The following is a 16,443-nucleotide window of genomic DNA, read 5'->3' as shown; positions in this document are numbered from 1 at the left end:
GATGCACGTGGCCATCCCTCTCTACCCCCGGTTCACGGCGCTGGACGCGGTCGGGCCGTACACGGTGCTCGCCTTCGCGCCCGGCTGGCGGGTGACGTTCGTCGCGGCCGAGCCGGGCCCGGTGACCGACGACCGGGGCTCGCTCAGCCTCGCCGCCACCGCCTCCTACGACGACGTGCCCGATCCCGACGTGATCGTGGTGCCCGGCGGCCCCGGCACCTTCGACGCGCTCGGCGACGAGGCCCTGCTCGGCTGGATCCGGCGGGCGCACGGGCGTACGAGCTGGACGACGTCCGTGTGCAGCGGCTCCCTGCTGCTCGGCGCGGCCGGCCTGCTCGACGGCCTGCGGGCCACCACCCACTGGGCGGCGCTGGAGCTGCTGCGGGAGTACGGCGCGGAGCCGGTGAGCGAGCGCACGGTCGTCCAGGGGAAGGTGGTGACGGCGGCCGGGGTGTCGGCGGGCATCGACATGGCGCTGACGCTGCTGGCGCGGGCCACGGACGAGGAGACGGCGCAGACGGTGCAGCTCGCCATCGAGTACGACCCGCGGCCGCCGTTCGACGCGGGCTCGCCGCGTACGGCGCCGGCGGGCCTCGCCGACCGCGCCCTCCAGCTCATCGTCTGAGCCTCTCCGCGTTCGGGGCGGCTCAGGCCGGATCGTCCTCGGGTACGGCGCCCAGCGGCAGCACGTCGAAGTGGATCACCACGTGCCCGGCCGGCGGCTCACGCCCTTCCGCCGGCTCGGCCTGCCTGCCGTCCGAGACCGTCCGGTATCGCTCCAGCACCTCCAGCACCTGATCGCGCAGCTCGGCGGTCTCCTCCACGGTGAGCCGCAGCGACCGCCGCCCGAACCCGCTCGCCTCCACCCACTCCGCCGGCGCCCGTGACGCCCCCTGCCGCCATCTCGCCAGCTCGGCGCCCCGCTGGCGTACGAGGTCGTCCAGCAGGACCTCCAGGGCGCTGGCCGCCTCGGCGTCGGGCGGCGGGTCGCCGTAGCTGAAGCCGCCCGGCACGACCCGCCAGTATTTCTCCTTGCCCCGCCCCATCCCGGCCGCGACCTCGATCATGCCGTGCCTGGCGAGCTCCCTGAGGTGGTAGCTCGTCGCTCCGGTGTTCTCCCCGAGCAGCACGGCGAGGCCGGTCGCGGTCGCCGGGCCGCGCTCGTCGAGCAGCTCGTAGATGCGCAGTCGCAGCGGGTGCGCGAACGACTTCAGCGCGTTCGCGTCAAGCGTATGAGCGGAAAAGCCCTTGCTCTTCGTCACGTGCAAGCCTATCTTTGCAAAGAAACCTGTGCACACTTTTCCTTGTACGCTTCCCACCCTACTGGAGTGAGTCATGACCGGCCATGGCCTCGGGCGGTCCTTCGCCTTCCTGTGGTCCTCCACCGCGCTGTCCAACCTCGCCGACGGCGTGCTCAAGACCGGCGCGCCGCTGCTGGCCGTGTCGATGACCCGCTCCCCCACCCTGGTCGCGCTGGTGGGCGCGGCGGCCACCCTGCCCTGGCTGCTGCTCGCGCTGCCCGCCGGCGCAATAGCCGACCGCGCCGACCGCCGCCGCATCATGGCGACGGCGGGGGCCGTCAGGGCCCTGGCACTGGCGGTCGCGGCGGTGCTGGCGGCGTCAGGGGCGCTCGATCTGTGGGTGCTGCTCGCGGCCGTGCTGGCGGCCGGGGTGGCCGAGGTCTTCGCCGACACCTCGGCGCAGTCCGTCCTGCCGATGACCGTGCCCGCCTCCCAGCTCACGCGGGCCAACGGCCGGGTGTTCAGCGCCCAGCAGATCGGCAACGAGTTCGCCGGCGCGCCCGTGGCCGGGCTCCTGGTCGGCCTGCTGCCCGCCGCCGTCTTCGGCGCCCCGGCCCTGCTGTACGCCGCCGCGGCGGCGCTCCTGCTCGGCATGCGGGGCACGTACCGTCCGGCCAGGAACACCACGCAGGCGGACGGGAAGTCGGTGTCGGGGCCGCTGCTGCGGGAGATCGGCGAGGCGCTGCGCTACCTGCTGGCCCATCGGGTGCTGCGCAGCCTGGCGATCACCGCGGGCCTGCTCAACCTCGCCAACTCCGCCTACTTCGCCGTCTTCGTCCTGTGGGCGGTGGGCGACGGCTCGGCGATCGGCCTGCCGCCGGAGGGATACGGCCTGATGATGACGGCCCTCGCCGCCGGCGCGGTGCTCGGCTCGCTGCTGGCCGAGCGCGTCGCCGGAGCCTTCGGGGAGTTCCGCGCGCTGACGGCCTGCTGGCTGGCCAGCAGCGTGCTGCTCCTGGTGCCGGTCGTCGCGCCGTCCCCGTGGGCGCTCTACCCGACCGCCGTGCTCTGGGGCATCTTGGGAGGCGCCGCGAACGTGCTGGTGATCTCCACCCGGCAGCGGCTGATCCCGCCGGAGCTGCTCGGCCGGGTCAACTCCGCCTACCGGCTCATCGGCATGGGCGGCATGCCGCTGGGGGCGGCTCTCGGGGGCGTCGTGGCGGAGTTCGCGGGGCTCCCGGCCGTCCTGCTGGGGTCGATCGGCGTGTGTCTGCTCGGTGTCGGACTGGTGCGGCACGCCCTGCGGGATCGAATTTCTAGGCCCTTGACCAGCGACGCCGCACTTCCTGACATAACCAGATCACTGTAGGCACCCTATGGACTGTGTTGAAGTGACATGATTATCCCCGAGTCTGAGGGGATGGTATGCGGAAGATCGGCGGACGGTACCTCCTGCACGAGGAGGCCGGTCGTGGGGGTATGGGAGTCGTCTGGCGTGCGTTCGATCAGCTCCTCCACCGAACGGTGGCGCTCAAGGAGCTGACCTTGGCCGGTGAGGTCGAGATGGTACGCCGCCGGGTGCTGCGTGAGGCCAGGATGGCTGCTGGGCTGACGCATCCCAACATCGTCACGGTCCACGACCTCATGGAGGAGGGCGGCAAGCTCTGGATCGTGATGGAGTACCTCGACGGGCTCTCCTTGCACCAGTTGCTGTCGCAGGTCGGCACGCTCCCGGCGCAGTCGGTCGCGGCCATCGGGCAACACCTGCTCGCCGCACTGCGCACCGCGCACCAGGCCGGGGTGCTGCACCGCGACGTGAAGCCCGCGAACGTCATGCTGACCGGCGACCGGGTGGTGCTGACCGACTTCGGCATCGCCACGGCCGAGGGCGACATCCGCATGACGACGTCGCGGCGGCTGCGCGGCACGCCCGCCTTCATGGCGCCCGAGCGCCTGCACGGCGGCCCGGCCAGCAAGGAGGCCGACATGTGGTCCTTCGGCGCCACGCTCTACAGCGCGGTCGAGGGGCAGCCTCCCTACCCGGGGCAGGACGCGGCCACGGTCCTCGGCATGGCACGCAGCGGGCCCTACCCGCCGCCGCGCCGGGCCGGCGTGATGCGTCCCCTGCTCGAAGGGCTGCTGCACCACGACCCCGTACGCCGGTTCACACCGGAACAGACGGCGGGGCTCCTGGCGGGCATGCGCGCCAGCGCCTACCAGGCGGCCATCTGACCACCGGCACCACCTGACGCACCCGCCGACGGATTGGAGAGTCGGCGGGTGGACCTCACGTGCCGACAGGATGCCGCTGGCGGGGTGCGCTTCGTACGGCCCCGGCATGGGAGTGGCGGGCGCGCCTCACCCACTGACGGCATGAAGGTGGCGGGGCACGCCTCGCCCACCAACGTTGTGGAGCCGACAAGCCCGCCTCGCCACCGGGCGGTGTGGAGTCAGGGGACGCGCCTCGCCACCGGGCGGTGTGGAGTCAGGGGGCGCCTCACACCAACGACATGGAGTTGGCGGGCGCGCTTCACCCACCAGCGGGATACTGCCAGTAGGCACGCCTCGCCCTCGGGCGGTGTGTGGAGTCGGCGGGCGCGCCTCACCAACCCACGACTTGGAGCTGGCGGGCGTGCCTCACCCTTCGGCGGGATGGTGCTGGCGGGCACGACTCGCCACCGACGGGATGGAACCGCGAGCGCGCGCCCCACCCGCCGCCCCACCGGCTTGCCGACTTGCTGCTGCCCCCGTGCCGCTGGGCGGCGCGGGCGTGGCGTCGGTCAGTCCTTCTGCGCGCGGGCGGCGGCTTCGGCTGCGTCCATAGCGGCGGCCTCTTCCGGGGTCGGGGCGGTGCCGCCCAGGTGGGCGGGTTGCCACCACACGCCCGGCGTGATCTCCGGGTACGTCCGCTGCGCCCGGTCCACCAGCGTCGAGATGCGCTCGTGCAGGTCGAGCGTGTGCTTGTTGACGTCCTCGCCGCGCTTGGGGTACATCGGCTCCCCCACGAGGATGGTCAGCGGGATGTGGCGCTGGAGCAGTTTGCGGGGACGGCCCTTGGTCCAGAAGCGCTGGCTGCCCCAGAGGGCCACCGGGATGACCGGCACGTTCGTCGCCTGGGCCATGCGGATGGCGCCGTTCTTGATCTCTTTGACCGTGAACGAGCGGCTGATCGTGGCCTCGGCGAACACGCCGACCACCTCGCCGGCCTTGAGCATGCGCAGCGCGGTCGCGTACGAGCCCGCCCCCGCCCCCCGGTCGACCGGGATGTGGTGCATGCCGCGCATGAGCGGCCCGGAGATCCGGTGTTCGAAGACGTCCTGTTTGGCCATGAAGCGCACCAGCCGCCGGGCCGGGTGCGCGGCCCAGCCGGCGAAGATGAAGTCCAGGTAGCTGATGTGGTTGCTCACCAGCACCGCTCCGCCGCTCCGCGGCACGTTCTCGGTCCCCTCCAGGTGGAAGCGGATGTCGAGCGCGCGAAAGAAGGTCCGCGCGGCGGCGATCACCGGCGGGTACACGATCTCAGCCATGTCCAGAAGGTAGCAGCCGGATCAGGCAGGTCGGACGGTCGTCGGGAGACTGACCATGCCCCGGACGTTGCCGTGCGTGGTCCGTTCGATGCCCTCCTCGTGGATCTGGTAGTCACGTGCGACCGCCTTGGTGAGCTCCTCCAGCGCGATCCGCCCCTCCAGGCGGGCGAGGGCGGCCCCGAGGCAGTAGTGGCGGCCGACGCCGAAGCTGATGGCGCGGGAGGTGTCACGGCCGAGGTCGTAGACGTCGGGGTCGGGGAAAATTTCCTCGTCGCGGTTGGCCGAGCCGATGAGCAGCCACATCTTGGCGTCGGGCGGCACCAGCACGCCGTGCAGCTCGGTGGGTCCGGTGAGACGGCGGGCGGTCACGTGCGCCGGCGTGTCGTAGCGCAGCGACTCCTCCACCCACTGCGGCACGCCGCCGTCGAAGGCGATGTCGCGCTGCCCGGGGTTGCGCCAGGCCCAGTACCAGGCCGCGCAGAGCAGGTGGGTCGTGGTCTCCGAGCCCGCCCCGATCAGCAGGAACAGGAACGCGACGATCTCCTCGTCGGTGAGGTCGCCGTCGGCGACGAGCGCGGAGACGAGGTCGTCGCGCGGCTCGGCGCGGCGCTGGGCGACGATCGAGGCGTAGTAGTCGCCGAGGGTCAGCAGGCTGCGGAGCCCCGATTCGGTCAGGGAGGTGGCGAGGTCGTTCTTGAGCAGGACGCTCTCGGTGCGCCGTACCTTGTGCCGCCGCGACGACGGCACGCCCATCAGCTCGGAGATCACGTCGAGCGGCAGCTTCGCGGCGAGGTCGGCGGCGAAGTCGAACGTGCCCTTGGCCAGCCCTTCCTCGATGTAGGCGCGGGCGATCTCGCGGATCATGGGTTCGAGCGCGGCGATCCGGCGGGGCGTGAACGCCCGGGACACGACGGCCCGCATCCGGGTGTGGTCGGGCGGGTCCATGGCCACGAACGACAGGTACGCCCGCGCCTGAGGTGTCCAGGCCCCGGGGTCGATCATGGGGCCGTGGTCACTGGAGTAGCGCGCGCTGTCCACGAGCGCGGGCGCGACGTCGGCGTGCCGCGACAGGGCCCAGAAGCCGAGCTCCGGGTTGTGGTAGAGCGGGGCCTCGCGGCGTAAACGGGCGTAGACGGGGTACGGATCGTCGTTGATCGACGGGTCGTAGGGGTTGTAGCTGACATCCACCCCGTCCACGCTACGACGCCCGCGCCTCGCTGGGAACGGGGCAGATCCGGCGATCCGCTCGGGGGTCGGGCGGAGGCGGCCCTTGTAGGCTCGCCTCACGTGCCGACAGTGGGAGATCGGATGAAAAAGCTCATCAACTCGGCGAACTCCGTCGTCGCGGACGCGCTCAACGGCATGGCCGCGGCCCATCCGTCGCTGCGGGTGCGTGACCAGGTGGTCTACCGCGCCGAGGGGCCGCGCCAGGGCAAGGTCGGCCTGGTCTCGGGCGGCGGCTCGGGGCACGAGCCGCTGCATGCCGGGTTCGTCGGGTACGGCATGCTCGACGCGGCCTGCCCCGGCGAGGTCTTCACCTCACCGGTCCCCGACCAGATCATCGACGCCACGAAGGCCGTGGACGGCGGCGCGGGCGTGCTGCACATCGTCAAGAACTACACCGGCGACGTGCTCAACTTCGAGATGGCCGCCGAGCTGACCGAGGACGTCGAGGTGGCGAGCGTCCTGGTGGACGACGACGTGGCCGTACAGGACTCCCTCTACACGGCCGGCCGCCGCGGCACCGGCGCCACGCTGTTCGTGGAGAAGATCGCCGGGGCGCTGGCGGAGGAGGGCGCGCCGCTGGCCGAGGTGGCGGCGGTGGCGCGCGAGGTGGACGAGCGCAGCCGCTCGTTCGGCATCGCGCTCACCTCGTGTACGACGCCGCACGCCGGCAAGCCGACCTTCGACCTGCCGGACGACCAGGTGGAGCTGGGCATCGGCATCCACGGCGAGCCGGGGCGGGCCCGTGCGCCCATGGTGTCGGCGCGCGAGCTGGCCGGGGTGGCGATGGAGGCGGTCCACGGGGATCTGCCGCTGAGCGGCGACCTGCTGGTCATGGTGAACGGCATGGGCGGGACGCCGCTGATGGAGCTGTACGTGGTGTTCGCCGAGGTGGAGTCGTTCGTCAAGGGGAAGGGCGCGCGGGTGGCGCGGTCGCTGGTCGGCAATTACGTGACAAGTCTGGATATGCAGGGGTTTTCCGTCACGGTCTGCCGGCTCGACGACACGCTGACCCACCTGTGGGACGCGCCGGTCGAGACGCCGGCGCTGCGCTGGGGGCGCTGATGTCCACTCCGGGCAACGGCAACGGCAACGGCGACGGCAACGGCGAGGGCGAGGGCAACGCGGGCGCGCGGGACGCGGGCACCGGCGAGGCGGGCGGCAGGCCGATGGACGCGGGGTTCTTCGTGGCGTGGTTCGAGGAGGCGGCCGGGCTGGTCCGGCGCGACCGCGACCGGCTGACCGAGCTGGACGCCGCCATCGGCGACGCCGACCACGGCACGAACCTCGACCGCGGGCTCACCGAGGTCGTCCAGGCCCTCGCCGGCGCGCCGCCCGAGTCGCCGGGCCAGGTGCTCTCCGTGGCCGGGGCGACGCTGATCAGGAAGGTGGGCGGCGCGTCGGGCCCGCTGTACGGCTCGGTGTTCCGGCAGATGGGACGCAGCATCGCGGAGCCGGTGACGCTGGCGGGGTTCGCGGCGGCGTTCAAGGAGGGCGTGGTGGCGCTGGAACGGCTCGGCAAGGCCGCGCTCGGCGACAAGACGATGGTGGACGCGCTGGTCCCCGCCTCGCGGGCGCTGGCACTGGCGCTGCGGGACGGCGTGGGGAGCCCGGAGGCGTTCGAGCTGGCGGCGCGGGCCGCCGCCGAGGGCGCGGCGGGCACGATCCCGCTGCAGGCGCGCAAGGGCCGGGCCAGCTACCTCGGCGAGCGCAGCGTGGGCCACGAGGACCCGGGGGCGGCGTCGTCGGCGCTGTTCATGGCGGCCCTGGCCACGGTGGCCGCGGGGACGGCGTGATGGTGGGCGTGGTGGTGGTGTCGCACAGCGCGGGGCTGGCGCGCGAGGTCGTGGCCCTGGTACGCGGCATCGCCGGCGAGGAGGTGCCCGTGGCGGCGGCCGGGGGCACCGAGGACGGCGGGCTCGGCACCAGCCTGGACCTCGTCGAGGCCGCCGTACGCGAGGTGGACCAGGGCGACGGCGTGCTGCTGGTGCCCGACCTCGGCAGCTCGGTGCTGACCGCCCGGCTGCTGGAGGAGCCGGGCCGGATCGTGGTGGCGGACGTGCCGTTCGTGGAGGGCGCGGTCGCGGCGGCGGTGATGGCGGGCACCGGCATGCCGCTGTCCGACGTCCTGGCCGCCGCCGACGAGGCCCGCACCGTCCGCAAACTCTGACGACACGCCCCGGCGGCCAACTGCAACGACGGCCTCCGGCGCCCCCGAGCTCGGGCGACGCCGGACGGCGACAAGGGTGGTGGCGGGCGGCGGTGGTCGGATGCGGTGGTCGGATGCGGTGGTCGGATGCGGTGGTCGGGTCAGTGGCCCTTGAAGGCCTCCTCCAGCCACCACGACCCCCGGTCGCGGGTCACCTTGGCGTGGACGAGCAATGGCCGGTCGCGTGGACCCTTGAGCCACTCCGCCACGCCGCCCAGATCGGCCTCCCGCGTGACGGTCACGGCGGCGAAACCGTACCCGCGGGCGATGGCGGCCAGGTCGGCGGGCGGGAAGGTGACGGTGTCCAGCGGGTGCCCGTGCGGGCCGAAGTGGTGGACCTCGGCGCCGTACGCCTCGTCGTCGTAGACCACGACCACCATCGGCAGGCCCAGCCGGACGACGGTCTCCAGCTCGGCGGCGCCCATGAGCGCGCCGCCGTCGCCGAGCGCGGCCACCGGCAGCCGGTCGGGGCGGGCCACGGCCGCGCCGATCGCGGTGGCCAGGCCGAGTCCGACCGACTGGAACGCCTGAGTGAAGCAGAACCCGTTCTCGTCGGGGACGTCGAGGAACATCGACGGGTACCCCATGAAGTTGCCGCTGTCGACGGCGACGACGCGCTCGGCGGGGAGGAGGTCGTCCAGGCCGATGGTGAGCGTGCGCGGGTCGATGCGGCCGCCGTCGCCCTGGTCCTCGTACGGGACCGTCCGCCACCGGCCCTCGGCCCGGATCCGGCCCTCGACGGCGGCCGAGCGGTAACCCGCCGCGGCCGGGACGAGGCCGGTCAGCGCCGTGGCCACGACGGCCGCGTCGCCCGTGACGCCGAGGTCGACGGGCACGTGGACGCCGATCGCGGCGGGGTCGAGGTCCACCTGGACGACCTGGCCGTCGGCGGGGACGAGGGAGCCGTGCCGGGTGGTCCACATGTTGAGCGCGCAGCCCCAGCCGACGACGAGGTCGGCTCCCGCGATCAGCTCGGCGGCCAGCGGGGTGGCGAAGCCGCCGGACACGTCCAGGTCCCACGGGCTGCCCCGGAACAGGCCGCGGGCGACGGCCGAGGTGGCGAGGAGAGCGCCTGACCGGTCGGCGAGCGCCTCCAGCTCGCGCCGCGCGTGCCGGGCGCCCCGCCCGGCGATGAACACCGGGCGCGACGCCCCGGCCAGCAGGCGGGCGAGCGCGTCCACCTCGGCCGCGAGCGGCAGATCCCCCTCGCCTCCGTCTGGAGCGGGCCAGGCGGCGGCGACCGGCGCGGCCGTCCCGGCTCCGCCGGCGGCGGACCCCGCCGCCGACTCGGATCCGGCGGCCCACCGCGAGGCCGAGCCGGATCCCGCCGCTGACTCGGATCCGGCCCATCGCGAGGCCGGGCCGGATCCCGCCGCCGACTCGGATCCGGCCCATCGCGAGGCCGGGCCGGATCCCGCCGCCGACTCGGATCCGACCCATCGCGAGGCCGGGCCGGGTCCAGGGGTGGCGGGGCAAGGCTGGGACTGGACGTCGAGGGGCAGGCTCAGCAGGACCGTGCGGCGCTGCTCGACCGCGATCCGGTACGCCTCCTCCGCCCGCCCCCACGCCTCCTCCCCCGACGTCACCCGCATCGCCACCGCGCCGACGGCCGCCACCAGCGCGTCCTGGTCGATGTGGAAGTTGGAGCGGCGGTCGGTGGCCTCGCCGGCGAGGACGACGAGCGGCGTGCGGCTCTTGGCCGCCTCGGCGATGCCGGTCACCGCGTTGGTGAGGCCGGGCCCCTGGTGCACGGACAGGACGCCGGCCCGCCCGCTCATCCGCGCGTAGGCGTCGGCCATGGTCGCCGCGCCGCCCTCGTGGCGGGCCGCGACGAACCGCGCCCCCGCCGCGACCAGCGCGTTGGTGACGTGGAAGTTGCCGCTGCCGACCACGCCGAAGACGGCCTCGACGCCGCACGCGGCGAGGGCGCGGCCGACCGCCTCGGCGACGTTCACCGTTCGACCAGGGCGAGGACGCGGACGGGGCTGCCGGAGCCGCCGAGGATGGGCAGCGGCGGGGCGACCACGACGGCGCCGGTCACCGGCAGGCGGTCGAGGTTGCGGAGCTGGGTGAGGCCGTACTTGCCGGCGCCGAGGAGGAAGGCGTGGCAGGGGAAGGGCGGGTCGAAGGAGTGGGCGGCGCCGGCGTCGGTGCCGACGGTCTCGACGCCGAGGCCGAGGATCGGGGTCTCGGCGGCCAGCCAGGCGGCGCACTCGGCGGAGATGCCGGGCGTGTGGGAGCCGGTCTCGTCGGCGTTGTGGAAGGCGGCCTGGTCGCTCGCGCGGGCGTCCCAGCCGGTGCGGTAGAGCAGCCAGCCGCCCTCGGGAAGCGGCCCGTTGGCGCGTTCCCATTCCTTGACGTGGTCGATCTGGAGGAGGAAGTCGGGGTCCTTGGCGGCTTCGTCGGCCAGGTCGAGCACGACGGCGGGGGCGACCAGCCGGGCGGCGGGCACCTGGGAGACGTCCTCGCCGTCGCGGCCGGTGGCCCAGTGGATGGGCGCGTCGAAGTGCGTCCCCGTGTGTTCGCCGGTTTGAAAATTATTCCAGTACCAGGCGGGGCCGCGGTCGTCGTAGCGGCTGATCTCCTCCAGCCGGAACGGGATCGTGTTGCCGAACGGCTCGGGGAGCTGGAGGATCGGCGTCTCGGCCGAGAGCGGCGCGGTGAGGTCGATCACCTCGATGGCGCCGCTGCGCACGCTGTCCATGAAGCTTTTCAAGACCGACATGTCATCCTCCTCGATGTGGCTGAGCGCATCCTCCTACGCCCGCCGCACCGCCGCAAACACCCCGCGACCCGGAACCCGCGGGGGCTCAGCCCTTCAGCCCGCTGAAGCTCATCGTGGCCACGAAGTGCCGCTGGGCCAGGACGAACGCGGCCACGAGCGGCAGCACGGCCACCACGTTCCCCGCCATGAGCGCCGACCACTCGGTGTGCCGGGCGCCGGCGAAGGTGGCCAGGCCGAGTTGCAGGGTGTAGTGCTCCTCGGAGGAGATGGCGATGAGCGGCCAGATGAGGTCGTTCCACGAGCCGAGCAGCGTGAACACGACGAGCGTGGCCAGCGCGGGCCGGGCGAGCGGCAGCACCACGCGGACGAACACGCCGACCCGGCCGCACCCGTCGATGGTGGCGGCCTCCTCCAGCTCGCGCGGCAGCGACAGGAAGAACTGCCGCATGAGGAAGACGCCGAACGCCGAGGCCAGCCAGGGCACGATGGCCGCGCCGAGGGTGTCGATGAGGCCGAGGTTCTTGAACAGCAGGAACGTCGGGATCATCAGCACCTGCGTGGGCACCATGATGGTGGCCATGAGCGCGGTGAAGGCGACCCCGCGGCCGCGGAAGCGCAGCCGGGCGAAGCCGTAGCCGGCCAGCGAGCACAGCACGACGTGCCCGAGCACGGCCGCGACGGCCACGATCACCGTGTTGACCAGCCAGCGCGGGTAGTCGTCCTCGGTGAGGATGCGTTCGAAGCCGGCCAGGGTGGGGTGCTCGGGCCACAGCTTGGGCGGGTAGCTGTTGATGTCGGTGTCCGGCATGAACGCGGTCAGCACCATCCACACCAGCGGCGCCACGAACAGCAGCGCGGCCGGCATGAGCACGAGGTGGGCCAGGTGCCGGGGCTTGAGGTGCTTCATCGCGCGCTCCTCCACAGGACGGCGCCCGACACGGCGAGCGTGACGAGGAACAGGACGTAGGCGATGGCGGTGCCGTAGCCGGAGTGGAAGAGCTGGAACGCCTGCCGGTAGAGGTAGAACACGACGGTGGTCGTGGAGTCGAGCGGCTGGCCCTTGGTGGTGGTGTAGACGAGGTCGAACAGCTGCAGCGCGGTGATCGTCTGCCAGATGACCAGGAAGACGGTGGCGGGCCTGAGCTGCGGCAGGATGACGTGACGCAGCACGTGCCGGCCGCTGCCGCCGTCCACGCGGGCGGCCTCGACCAGCTCGCGCGGGATGTCCTGGAGCGCGGCGAGGTAGACGACGGCCGGCATGCCGACGCCGCCCCAGATGGAGATGAGGACCAGCGTGAGCATCGCCTGGTCGGGGTCCTGGAGGAAGCCCATCGCGGGCAGGCCGACGGCCTTGAGCGCGGCGTTGACGATGCCGAAGTCGGGGTCGAAGACGAAGTTGGCGAGGATGCCGGTAGCGGCGGCCGAGACGACGTACGGGACGAAGAAGCAGGTGCGGTAGAAGCCGATGAGGCGGATGCGCAGGTTGAGCGCGAGCGCCAGCACGAGCCCGAGCGCGACCGAGCCGGGCACGAACAGGACGGTGTAGAGGAGGGTGTGCCCGGTGGCCGCGGCCAGCTCGGCGTCCCCCATCAGGTCGGCGTAGTTGCGCAGGCCCACGTAGGAGCCGCCGGTGAGCAGGTCGCCGTCCTGGAGCGACAGCAGCAGCGCCCACACGGCGGGGAAGAGGCTGAGCCCGACGATCACGAGCGTGGCGGGCAGGACGAAACCCCACCCGGTGAGGTGGGGCAGCCACCGGGCGCGCCGCGCCGCCCGGTGGGCTGCCACCTCCGCCGTGACGACGGTCATCGCCGGGGTCATCGCGAGCGCTCCAGCACCCGGTCCCCTTCGGTGGCGGCCTTGGCGAGGGCCTCCTGCGCGGGCGTGCCGCCGACCAGGGCCTGCGCGATGGCGTTGCCGACCTTCTCGGAGAACTCCGGGTACGACGCGAGCTGCGGCCGCGCCTTCTCGGCGTTGTCGAGGTTGGTGGTGAAGACGTCGATGCCGGGGAAGTCCTCGGTGAACTTCCGGTACGCGGGCAGCTCCGTGGTGGCCTTGCGCACCGGCAGGTTGCCGAGGGCGAGCGTCCACCGGGCGTCCTGCTCGGGGCGGGTGAGCCAGGTGAGGAAGTCGGTGGCGGCCTTGGTCCGGCGCGCGCCGTTGTCGAAGACGACCCAGTTGTCCGGCCCGGCGATGGTCTGGTGGTCGCCGTTCGTGCCGGGAAGGATCTGGACGCCGTAGTCGATCTTGTGGTCGATGATGTCGAACAGCGCCCACGGTCCCGCGATGACCATGCCGACCTTGCCGCTCTGGAACAGCGGCAGGAACTTCTCGCCGTTCTGGTCGAGGTAGACCGACTTGTCCTGGCGGGCCATGGCGCTCCACAGGTCGAGCGCCGCGACGGCCTGCGGGGTGTTGAAGGCGGACTTCTTGCCGTCGGGGCTGAGGATCTCGCCGCCCTGCTGCCACAGGTGCGGCCAGAAGCGCCAGACGGTGTCCTCGTTGCCGGTGACGGGGTAGGCGGTGCCGTAGACGCCGCCGCCGGTCAGCTTCTTCGCCGCGGCGCGGAAGTCGTCCCAGGTCCAGTCCTTCTCGGGGTACGCCACGCCGGCCGCGTCGAACAGCTTCTTGTTGTAGATGACGGCGAGGTTGTCCACGATGGCGGGGATGCCGACGACCTTGCCGTCCACCTCGGAGACGGCCCGCTCGGACGGCCAGAAGTCGTCCCAGCCGAAGCCGGGCGCCTTGACGGTGGCGGTCAGGTCGTGGACCTTGGGGGTCTTGGCGAGGACCGGCGACCACGTGCCGTACATGTAGACGATGTCGGGCGCCTTGCCGCCGGCCAGGACCGCCTGCACCTTCTGCAGCATCTCGTCCACGTTGGTGGTGCCGACCGCCGGGACGATCTTGACGTCCGGGTGGGCCTTGCCGTACTCGGCGGCCAGCTCCTCGATGACCTTGGCCTGGCTCTCGACCTGGCCGTGCCACCAGGTGATCTCGACGGGGCCGCTCTCCTGCTCGGCGCCGCCCCCGCCGCAGGCCGTGAGCAGGCCGGCGGCGAGCATGAGGACGGCCGCGCCCGCGCGCGCCCTCATCGCAGGGACTCCGGCAGGAGGCCGGCGTGGGCGGCGAGCAGGTCGTCGCAGAGCGCGTCGATCTGGCCGGCGGTGAGGGAGGCGGCGGTGTTGGGGTCGGCCATCATGGCGTGCCGCACGTGGTCGCGGCGGCCCTCGACGGCGGCGCGCACGGTGAGCTCGTTGACGTTGACGTAGGCGCGGTTGAGCGCGGCGCACTGCGGCGGCAGGTCGCCGACGGCCATCGGGCGGACGCCGAGCGCGTCCACGGTGCACGGCACCTCGACCACGGAGCCGGACGGCAGGTTGCCGATCAGGCCGGTGTTGGGGACGTTGCCGTAGACGACGCGGGGCGCGCCGGTGACGATGCTGTGGATGATCTGCGGGGCGTATTCCATCGTGCCCTCCACGGTGATCGGCCGGCCCGCGCGGAGCGCGTCGCGGGTGGCCTCGTACTGGCGGACGTTCTCCTCGCTGATGGCGAGGTAGGCGTCCACGGGGATGCGCAGGCGCTCGATCTCGTCCTCGTGGTGCAGGTACCAGGGGACGTACTCGGAGGAGTGCTCGCTGGTCTCCGTCGGGTAGAAGCCGAGCCTGCGGTACATGTCCACGCGCACCCGGCGGGCCAGCTCGGGGTCGCGCGCGACGGCCTCGTCCAGGCGGGGGTAGAGGCTCTCGCCGCGGTGCTCGAAACGCAGCATCCACGACTGGTGGTTGACCCCTGCCGCCAGGTACGACACCTCCTCGTACGGCACCCCGACGAGCTCGGACAGGTCGTGGGCGGTCCAGTAGATCGAATGACAGAGCCCGACCACGTTGCGGACGGGCGTGGCGGCGGCCAGGTACCAGACGTTCATGGCCATGGGGTTGGTGTAGTTGAGCAGCCAGGCGTCCGGGCAGACCTCGGCCATGGTCCGGCCGATGAGGTCCAGGGCGGGGAACGTCCGCAGCGCGCGGAAGATCCCGCCCACGCCGATGGTGTCGGCGATCGTCTGGCGCAGCCCGTAGCGGGCCGGCAGCTCGAAGTCGACGCGGGTGGCGTCGATCATGCCGACCTGGATCATGTTGATCGCGAAGTCGGCGCCCTCCAGCGCGCGGCGCAGGTCGAGGCTGGAGGAGATCGTGACGGGGCGGCCGGCCGCGATGACCCGGGCGGCGGCCTCGGCGGTCTCCAGGCGTTCGGGGTGGATGTCGTGCAGTGCCACCTCGAACTCCCCGAGTCCGGGGAGGACGACCAGGTCGGCCAGGAGGCCCTGGGTGAACTCGACGCTGCCGGCGCCGATGAAGGCGATTTTCACAGTTCCTTCCAGGTGGGCTGGGCGGCGGTGCCGCCGGCGGCCCGGGTCGAGAGGGATCCGCAGGTCACCGCCACGCGCAGGCATTCGCGCAGGTCCAGCCCGCGCAGCCGGGCGGCGATGAGGCCCGCGTTGAAGCTGTCACCGGCTCCCACGGTGTCCACCGGCTCCATGGGGACGGCGGGGACGCGGACGGACCGGCCCGCCTCCCAGGCGAGCGCGCCCTCGGCGCCGTCCTTGACGGCGACGAGCGGGCCGAACGCGCCCAGCCGGGCGGCGGCCTCCTCGACGGACGGGGGCTGCTCGACGGACGGCGGGTGCGGGTGCGGGGTGGCGAGGCGGGCGGCGATCGCGACGGCCTCGGCGGCGTTGGGGAGGAAGACGTCCACCTCCGGGAGCACGCCGGCCAGGCCGTCCCACGTGCCCGCGGGGTCGTCGTTGGTGTCGAGCGACGTGCTCGCGCCGCTCGCGCGTTCCTCCGCCAGGAGGCCGGGCAGACCGGCCGCCAGCGCCGGTTGCAGGAAATAGGAGGACACGTGTACGTGGCGGGCCAGGCCGCGCGGCACGTCGTCCGCGGTCAGGTCGGGCAGGCAGCCGGGCGAGGTGAGGATCGCCCGGTCGTGGCCGTCGGCGAGCACCACGGTCATGGCCGTCGGCGTGGGGCCGACGACGCAGTGCGTGACGTCGACGCCGCGCGCGGACAGGGCGTCCAGGACGAACCGCCCGGCGGCGTCGTCCCCTACCCGTCCCGCGAACGCCACCCGCAGGCCGAGGCGGGCGGCCCCGCACGCGGTGATCGCCCCGGAGCCGCCGAGCACGAGGTCGCCGCCGGAGACGAGTTGCTCGCGCTGGCCGTAGGCGAGCCGCCGGGGCGCGCCGGAGAGCACCACGTCGGGGTTGACGTCGCCGATGACCAGCAGGTCGAACGCGGGTGCCGGAGCAGAGGGGTCGGATGGGGAGGGGCGCATGTCACTCCTCGCGAACGTACGGTTCGGGACAAGTGGCGCTGCGCGCTGTTCCGCACTCTCCGATCCGCGCCCGTGCCGGGGGCGCCGGAGTGGCGTGGCCCATAACCGTAGGACGTCACGCCAGCACGCTCGACCGTGCCTCCCTCCTGGTTGCCGATAGAATTGCGCGTTCTTGCTCTTTTG

16 protein-coding genes are annotated in these 16,443 nt (G+C 72.9%); 6 read left to right on the top strand and 10 right to left on the bottom strand.

Features of this window, described 5'->3' with window-relative positions; translation table 11 throughout:
• Position 1: 1 nt before the first annotated feature.
• Positions 2-625, top strand: coding sequence for a DJ-1/PfpI family protein (locus AC27IY_RS05050; RefSeq protein WP_487177240.1), 624 nt, complete (start codon positions 2-4; stop codon positions 623-625).
• 22 nt (positions 626-647) lie between these two features.
• Here the strand turns inward: AC27IY_RS05050 and AC27IY_RS05045 are convergent, their stop codons facing one another.
• A complete protein-coding gene (locus AC27IY_RS05045) occupies positions 648-1,262 on the bottom strand; it encodes an ArsR/SmtB family transcription factor (protein ID WP_449945186.1) in 615 nt (204 codons plus the stop codon).
• Between the two features lie 73 nt (positions 1,263-1,335).
• On the opposite strand from AC27IY_RS05045, the gene AC27IY_RS05040 reads away from it, so the two are divergent.
• Positions 1,336-2,610 carry an MFS transporter gene (locus AC27IY_RS05040; protein ID WP_487177239.1) on the top strand — a complete coding sequence of 425 codons (1,275 nt, stop codon included), beginning with the start codon at positions 1,336-1,338 and terminating at the stop codon, positions 2,608-2,610.
• A 56-nt stretch (positions 2,611-2,666) separates the two neighbouring features.
• On the top strand, positions 2,667-3,473 hold the full coding sequence (locus AC27IY_RS05035) for a serine/threonine-protein kinase (RefSeq protein WP_329580026.1): 807 nt from the start codon (positions 2,667-2,669) through the stop codon (positions 3,471-3,473).
• 548 nt (positions 3,474-4,021) lie between these two features.
• Here the strand turns inward: AC27IY_RS05035 and AC27IY_RS05030 are convergent.
• Positions 4,022-4,768 carry a lysophospholipid acyltransferase family protein gene (locus tag AC27IY_RS05030; protein ID WP_423472235.1) on the bottom strand — a complete coding sequence of 249 codons (747 nt, stop codon included), beginning with the start codon at positions 4,766-4,768 and terminating at the stop codon, positions 4,022-4,024.
• Positions 4,769-4,789: 21 nt separating this feature from the next.
• Entirely contained in the window at positions 4,790-5,956 is a 1,167-nt protein-coding gene (locus AC27IY_RS05025; RefSeq protein WP_344205406.1) for a cytochrome P450, read from the bottom strand.
• Positions 5,957-6,076: 120 nt separating this feature from the next.
• Between AC27IY_RS05025 and dhaK the strand changes: the two genes are divergently transcribed.
• From dhaK to dhaM, 3 genes are read left to right on the top strand one after another with little or no spacing between them, the layout of a single operon-like run.
• Complete coding sequence (gene dhaK / locus AC27IY_RS05020; RefSeq protein WP_487177238.1) at positions 6,077-7,057, top strand: dihydroxyacetone kinase subunit DhaK; 981 nt, start codon at positions 6,077-6,079, stop codon at positions 7,055-7,057.
• Positions 7,057-7,788: a dihydroxyacetone kinase subunit DhaL gene (dhaL, locus tag AC27IY_RS05015; protein ID WP_487177237.1), complete on the top strand. Its 732-nt coding sequence runs from the start codon at positions 7,057-7,059 to the stop codon at positions 7,786-7,788. Before dhaK ends, dhaL begins: the two co-directional genes overlap by 1 nt.
• Positions 7,788-8,162: a dihydroxyacetone kinase phosphoryl donor subunit DhaM gene (gene dhaM / locus AC27IY_RS05010; protein WP_344205401.1), complete on the top strand. Its 375-nt coding sequence runs from the start codon at positions 7,788-7,790 to the stop codon at positions 8,160-8,162. Before dhaL ends, dhaM begins: the two co-directional genes overlap by 1 nt.
• A 140-nt stretch (positions 8,163-8,302) precedes the next feature.
• On the opposite strand, the gene AC27IY_RS05005 is transcribed toward dhaM, so the two are convergent.
• From AC27IY_RS05005 to AC27IY_RS04975, 7 genes are all read right to left on the bottom strand, one after another.
• A complete protein-coding gene (locus tag AC27IY_RS05005; RefSeq protein ID WP_487177236.1) occupies positions 8,303-10,156 on the bottom strand; it encodes a thiamine pyrophosphate-binding protein in 1,854 nt (617 codons plus the stop codon).
• Positions 10,153-10,926: a cyclase family protein gene (locus AC27IY_RS05000; protein WP_487177235.1), complete on the bottom strand. Its 774-nt coding sequence runs from the start codon at positions 10,924-10,926 to the stop codon at positions 10,153-10,155. The genes AC27IY_RS05005 and AC27IY_RS05000 overlap by 4 nt, the downstream gene beginning before the upstream one ends.
• Before the next feature lie 85 nt (positions 10,927-11,011).
• Positions 11,012-11,833: a carbohydrate ABC transporter permease gene (locus AC27IY_RS04995; RefSeq protein ID WP_487177234.1), complete on the bottom strand. Its 822-nt coding sequence runs from the start codon at positions 11,831-11,833 to the stop codon at positions 11,012-11,014.
• Positions 11,830-12,744, bottom strand: a complete 915-nt coding sequence (locus AC27IY_RS04990) for a carbohydrate ABC transporter permease (protein ID WP_364445386.1) — start codon at positions 12,742-12,744, stop codon at positions 11,830-11,832. Before AC27IY_RS04990 ends, AC27IY_RS04995 begins: the two co-directional genes overlap by 4 nt.
• Positions 12,741-14,018 carry an ABC transporter substrate-binding protein gene (locus AC27IY_RS04985; RefSeq protein WP_487177233.1) on the bottom strand — a complete coding sequence of 426 codons (1,278 nt, stop codon included), beginning with the start codon at positions 14,016-14,018 and terminating at the stop codon, positions 12,741-12,743. The genes AC27IY_RS04990 and AC27IY_RS04985 overlap by 4 nt, the downstream gene beginning before the upstream one ends.
• A complete protein-coding gene (gene melA / locus AC27IY_RS04980; RefSeq protein ID WP_364445388.1) occupies positions 14,015-15,295 on the bottom strand; it encodes an alpha-glucosidase/alpha-galactosidase in 1,281 nt (426 codons plus the stop codon). Before melA ends, AC27IY_RS04985 begins: the two co-directional genes overlap by 4 nt.
• On the bottom strand, positions 15,292-16,260 hold the full coding sequence (locus AC27IY_RS04975; RefSeq protein WP_487177232.1) for a carbohydrate kinase family protein: 969 nt from the start codon (positions 16,258-16,260) through the stop codon (positions 15,292-15,294). Before AC27IY_RS04975 ends, melA begins: the two co-directional genes overlap by 4 nt.
• Between the last annotated feature and the right edge of the window lie 183 nt (positions 16,261-16,443).

This window comes from Nonomuraea sp. B208, assembly GCF_057536035.1.
The sequence above is the reverse complement of the archived record's forward strand: the minus strand, read 5'-3'. Positions and strand labels throughout refer to the sequence as shown.